This window comes from uncultured Microbacterium sp. (assembly GCF_913776565.1).
GTDB lineage: Bacteria > Actinomycetota > Actinomycetes > Actinomycetales > Microbacteriaceae > Microbacterium.
On record NZ_CAJYPF010000125.1, the window covers coordinates 1 to 4406 of the forward strand.

Consider the following 4406-nt stretch of genomic DNA (forward strand, 5'->3'; position numbering starts at 1 on the left):
CGCAGTCGCTCGTGTCGAGCGCGCACGATCTGTCGTCGGGTGGTCTCGCTCAGGCCCTCGCCGAGGGCGTCCTGCGCTTCGGCGTCGGCGCGCGCGTCTGGCTCACCGAGCTCATGGAGCGTGACGGCGTGGATGCCACCGCCGCCCTGTTCAGCGAGTCCACCGGCCGCGTGCTGGTCAGCGTCCCCCGCGACGAAGACGTGAAGTTCCGCGGGCTGTGCGACGGCCGCGGCTACCCGGTGCTGCGCATCGGCGTGACCGATGTCGAGCCGGGCACCGAGGCATCCCTCGAGATCCAAGACGTGTTCACCGTCCCGGTGTCGGAGCTGCGCCGCCTGTCGACCGAGACCCTCCCCGCCGTCTTCGGACCCACGATCGCCGAACCCGCGATCTGAGTCCGACCGGTCATGCGGAGCCGGCCCCCGGGCACCGCATCAACACCCGACCTGCCCCCGACCCGGAGAGGAGACGCGCGATGACCGATGATGACGACGACATGACCGTCTTCAGCGACAAGCGCCAGAAGCGCGTCAAGATCACCGCGTGGATCGTGATCGGCGCCCTCATCCTCACGGGCGGCGGCGCCACGGTGATCTCGCTCATCCTCGGCTGACGACGAAAGGCGCTCGCGCCTGACGCTCGGCGCCGGATCAGTACTGGACGAGGGGGCGCACCTCGACGGTGCCGTACAGCGGAGCCTGTCGCGCATACGCCGTCGCCGCGTCCGCGTCGGCGACCTCGAGTAGGTAATACCCGGACAGTGCACGCGACGGCTGAGGCTCGGCATCCACCCCTCATGAGATCGCCGTCGAACCGGCGGGCAAGGCCCTCAGGCCAGCGCCGCGAACCGCTCGGTCTTCTCCACGGGACCGATCACGATCAGCAGGTCTCCCTCGCCGACGACGGATGCCGCCCCCGCGGCGTGCCACTGGCCGTCGGCGTGGCGGATCTTGACGATCGTCACCCCGTGGCGTCGGCGCACGGCGGCCCGTTCGAGGGTCTGACCCACGAGCTCCCGCGGGGCCACGGTCTTCGCGACGACGAGGTCGCGGTCGAACTCGACGTAATCGAGCATGGATCCGCGCACGAGGTGGGCGACGCGGCGTCCCATGTCGGCTTCGGGGTACACGACGTGCTCGATGCCGAGCTGCTCGAGGATCAGGCCGTGCTGCTCGCTGATCGCCTTCGCCCAGATCGAGCGCGTGCCCAGGCGCTTGAGCAGCGAGGTCGTCAGGATGCTGGCCTGGATGTCCGACCCGATGCCGACGACGACGCGATCGAACTCGGCGATGCCCAGCTGTTCGAGAGCGACCTGCTTGGTCGAGTCGGCCCGCACGACGTGCGTGAGCACGCCGTTGAGCGATTGCACGATGTCTTCGTCGGTGTCGACGCCGAGCACCTCGGTGCCGCTGCGGGCGAGTTCGGTGGCGAGGGATCCGCCGAACCGTCCGAGGCCGATCACGGCGACCGACGATGCCGCGTTTCCGCGCACCCGCCGACGGCTGAAGAAGGTGTTGTTATCCAATGATCGGACGCTCCTTCGGGAGTTCGTACATGCGTTTCTCGCGCGTCAGGGCGAGGGCCGCGCCGAGCAGGACGGGGCCGAGACGGCCGATGAACATCAGCACGATGAGGATGAGCTGGGCGAGCGCCGGCAGGTCGGCGGTGATGCCGGTCGACAGCCCGACGGTAGCGAAAGCGGAGACCACCTCGAAGAACACGCGATCGAAGCCGAACGGGCTCAGGAGCATGATCGCCAGCGTCGACCCGACCACGAGGGCGACCGACAGCAGGGCGACGGTGAGGGCCTCGCGGTGGGTCGAGCGCGGGAGCCTCTTGCCGAACATGTTGACCGCCGTGTCTCCGCGCAGTTCGGCGAGCACGATGAACAGCAGCACCGCGAAGGTCGTGATCTTCACACCGCCCGCGGTTCCGGCGGGGCCGCCGCCGATGAACATGAGGATGTCGGTGACGAACCAGCTCTCGGGCAGCATCTGCGAGACATCGATCGAGTTGAACCCGGCGGTGCGCGGCATCACCGACATCGTGAAGCCCGCGAGCAGACGGCCGGCGGGATCCATCGCGCCCAGGGTGGCCGGGTTCGACCACTCGAGCGCGGTGAGGGCGATCGTCCCCGCCACGAGGAGCACGGCGCTGCCGACGAGCACGGTGACGGTGTTGAGCGTCCACCTCCGCGGGAAGCGGTACTGCCGCCAGAGCTCCATGATGACGGGGAAGCCCAGGCCGCCGAGGATGATCGCGACGCAGATCGGCAGGCAGATCAGCGGGTCGGTCGCGAACGAGATGAGGCTGTCGCTGAAGAGCGCGAAGCCCGCGTTGTTGAACGACGACACCGCGTGGAACACGCCGAGCCAGAGGGCGCGGCCGAAGGGCTCCCCGTAGCCGAGCCAGAAGCGCCCCGCGAGCATCGTCGCCACCACGACCTCGGTGAGGAGCGCAATGATCGCCACACCGAGGAGCACCCGGCGCACGTCGCCGACGGCGACCGTGTGGGTCTCGCTCACGGCGGTCAGACGCGTGCGCAGCCCGAGCCGTCGCGCGACGAGCAGACCGAGCAGGGTCGCGAGGGACATGACCCCGAAGCCGCCGATCTGGATCAGCACCATGATCACGACCTGCCCGAACGGCGACCAGAAGGTCGGGGTGTCGACGACGATGTGTCCCGTCACGCAGAGGGCGCTCGTCGCCGTGAAGAGGGCCTCCATGAACGTGGCGGATCGCTCCTGCGTGGCCGCCGGGAGGCTGAGCAGGCCCGTCCCGAGCGCGAGCACGGCACCGAACGAGAGGGCGATGACGCGCCCCGGGGTGAGCACCACCCGACGCCGGGTGAGCGACCCCCCGAGGGCCGTGCTGCGTGGCCGTGTCACCGGCCAACGATCTCACATCCCGGGCGACCGGTCGCTGGACGCCCGCCGCACGCACCGGACGTGCCGCTGCGGATTCCGGCCCACCACCCAGCCCCGTGTCGGGGGCCCGGCATAGCATGGGCGTGTGGAACCGCTGGTGGCCCTTTTAGCCGAGTGGTGGTGGATCGGTCCTGCTGCGGCCGGTGCCGGCACCGTCGGCTGGGTCGGCGTGCGCCGTTCCCGCAGGCGGGCGCTCCCGTCCGGTGTCACGACCACCGGCGATCGCGCGGTGCGCGTGTGGGCTTCGCGCCCGATGGGCAAGAGCGCCGCGCGTCGCCTCGAGGTGGATGCCGCGATCCTCGACCTGCAGATGGCACGCAACGCCGTCACCCGCGGGCGCGCCGACGTCAAGGTCGCCGACGCCGAGGTGGTGCGCGCCCAGGCGGAGCGCGCGGCATCCCGTGTCTCGAACGACGCCGTCATCGCCGCTCGCGCGCGGTTGGTCGACGCCCAGCGCGATCTGCGCGCCGCCGTCGCCGAGGTGCGCGCGCGTCGAGCCGGACTCAAGGCCGCCAAGGCAATGCTGCCCGCGATCCGCACCGGCAGTGCGCCGCTGCCGGTGGCGCGCCTGCTCGCCGAGCACGACGCGATCCTCGCGCGATGGATGGCCTACGAGACCGATCCCGCCCTCGCGATCGACTACCCGGCGATGAGCGACTCGCGCTCGCCCCTGCTGGCCGACTTCCTCCGGGCGCACGAGCGGGCGCAGTGGGTGCGCCCCGCCTCGGTGCAGACGCGCCTCGCGCCCGCCGATTACCTCGCCTACCGCGACGCGGTGCGGCGTACCGCCCACGCCTTCGATCGCGCCGAGCGTGCGGCCCGGGGCGGCACCCCGCCGGGTATCGAGGGGGGCGATGCGTGGAGCCGGGTGGCATCCGACCTCGCCGAAACCGCCCAGCGGGCGCTCGCCCGGTCGATGGAGTCGATGGGTCGCGCTGCGGCGCGCAGCTGGAGCGAACGCGGCGCGAAGCGCGCGTCCAAGGGCGCTCGGGAGTCCACCCCGCCGGCTCCAGGACGCACCCCCTGGCCGCCGCCCGCACGGGATCGCCCCGAGCCGCCGCGCCCCTGATCGGCCGCGGGGCGAGCGCGTAGCATGGCGACGTGCAGGACTTCTGGAACTTCGCCGGCCACTACTGGTGGCTCGTCTTCCCGCTCTTCGGGATGACGATGGGCGCGATCAACGCCCGCGTGAAGCATCGCGAAGTCAGCGCGCGCCGCCGCCACAAGGAACAGCTCGAGCTGCTGGCCGCGCAGGGCGGCTCGCTCTCCGCACCCGCCGAGGCGCCGCGGGCCGTCGAGACGGGCGACGACGCCCTGAAGCGGACGGAGCAGGCGCATGACGACGTCACCCACCGCTGGCTCGACTACGAGCTCGACGCGACGAAGCTGATCACGTACCCCGCGATGAGCGACGGCCGCCAACCGCTGACCGCGGCCTTCCTGCGCGCGAAGAAGGTGGCCGACAATCTCCGTCCTGCC

The 4406-nt window shown here is 71.2% G+C and carries 6 protein-coding genes and 1 pseudogene; 4 read left to right on the forward strand and 3 right to left on the reverse strand.

The features are described 5' to 3' along the window. Positions 1–395: AIR synthase-related protein (locus QZ433_RS06670; protein ID WP_295780989.1), on the forward strand; the 395-nt coding region annotated here is incomplete at its 5' end. Between the two features lie 80 nt (positions 396–475). Further along, positions 476–613, forward strand: a complete 138-nt coding sequence (locus tag QZ433_RS06675; RefSeq protein ID WP_295780992.1) for a hypothetical protein — start codon at positions 476–478, stop codon at positions 611–613. Between the two features lie 37 nt (positions 614–650). On the opposite strand, the gene QZ433_RS06680 is transcribed toward QZ433_RS06675, so the two are convergent. The 3 genes from QZ433_RS06680 to QZ433_RS06690 are packed head-to-tail and all read right to left on the reverse strand — an operon-like array spanning position 651 to position 2888. After that, the gene (locus QZ433_RS06680) at positions 651–791 is read right to left on the reverse strand and encodes a hypothetical protein (protein ID WP_295780996.1); all 141 of its coding nucleotides are present in this window, start codon (positions 789–791) and stop codon (positions 651–653) included. Positions 792–829: 38 nt separating this feature from the next. Continuing rightward, positions 830–1525: a TrkA family potassium uptake protein gene (locus QZ433_RS06685; RefSeq protein ID WP_295780999.1), complete on the reverse strand. Its 696-nt coding sequence runs from the start codon at positions 1523–1525 to the stop codon at positions 830–832. Further along, a complete protein-coding gene (locus QZ433_RS06690) occupies positions 1518–2888 on the reverse strand; it encodes a potassium transporter TrkG (RefSeq protein WP_295781001.1) in 1371 nt (456 codons plus the stop codon). The genes QZ433_RS06685 and QZ433_RS06690 overlap by 8 nt, the downstream gene beginning before the upstream one ends. A gap of 124 nt (positions 2889–3012) precedes the next feature. Between QZ433_RS06690 and QZ433_RS06695 the strand changes: the two genes are divergently transcribed. Further along, on the forward strand, positions 3013–3996 hold the full coding sequence (locus QZ433_RS06695; protein WP_295781004.1) for a hypothetical protein: 984 nt from the start codon (positions 3013–3015) through the stop codon (positions 3994–3996). A 32-nt stretch (positions 3997–4028) separates the two neighbouring features. Next, positions 4029–4406: pseudogene (locus QZ433_RS06700) on the forward strand (hypothetical protein); the annotation flags it as partial.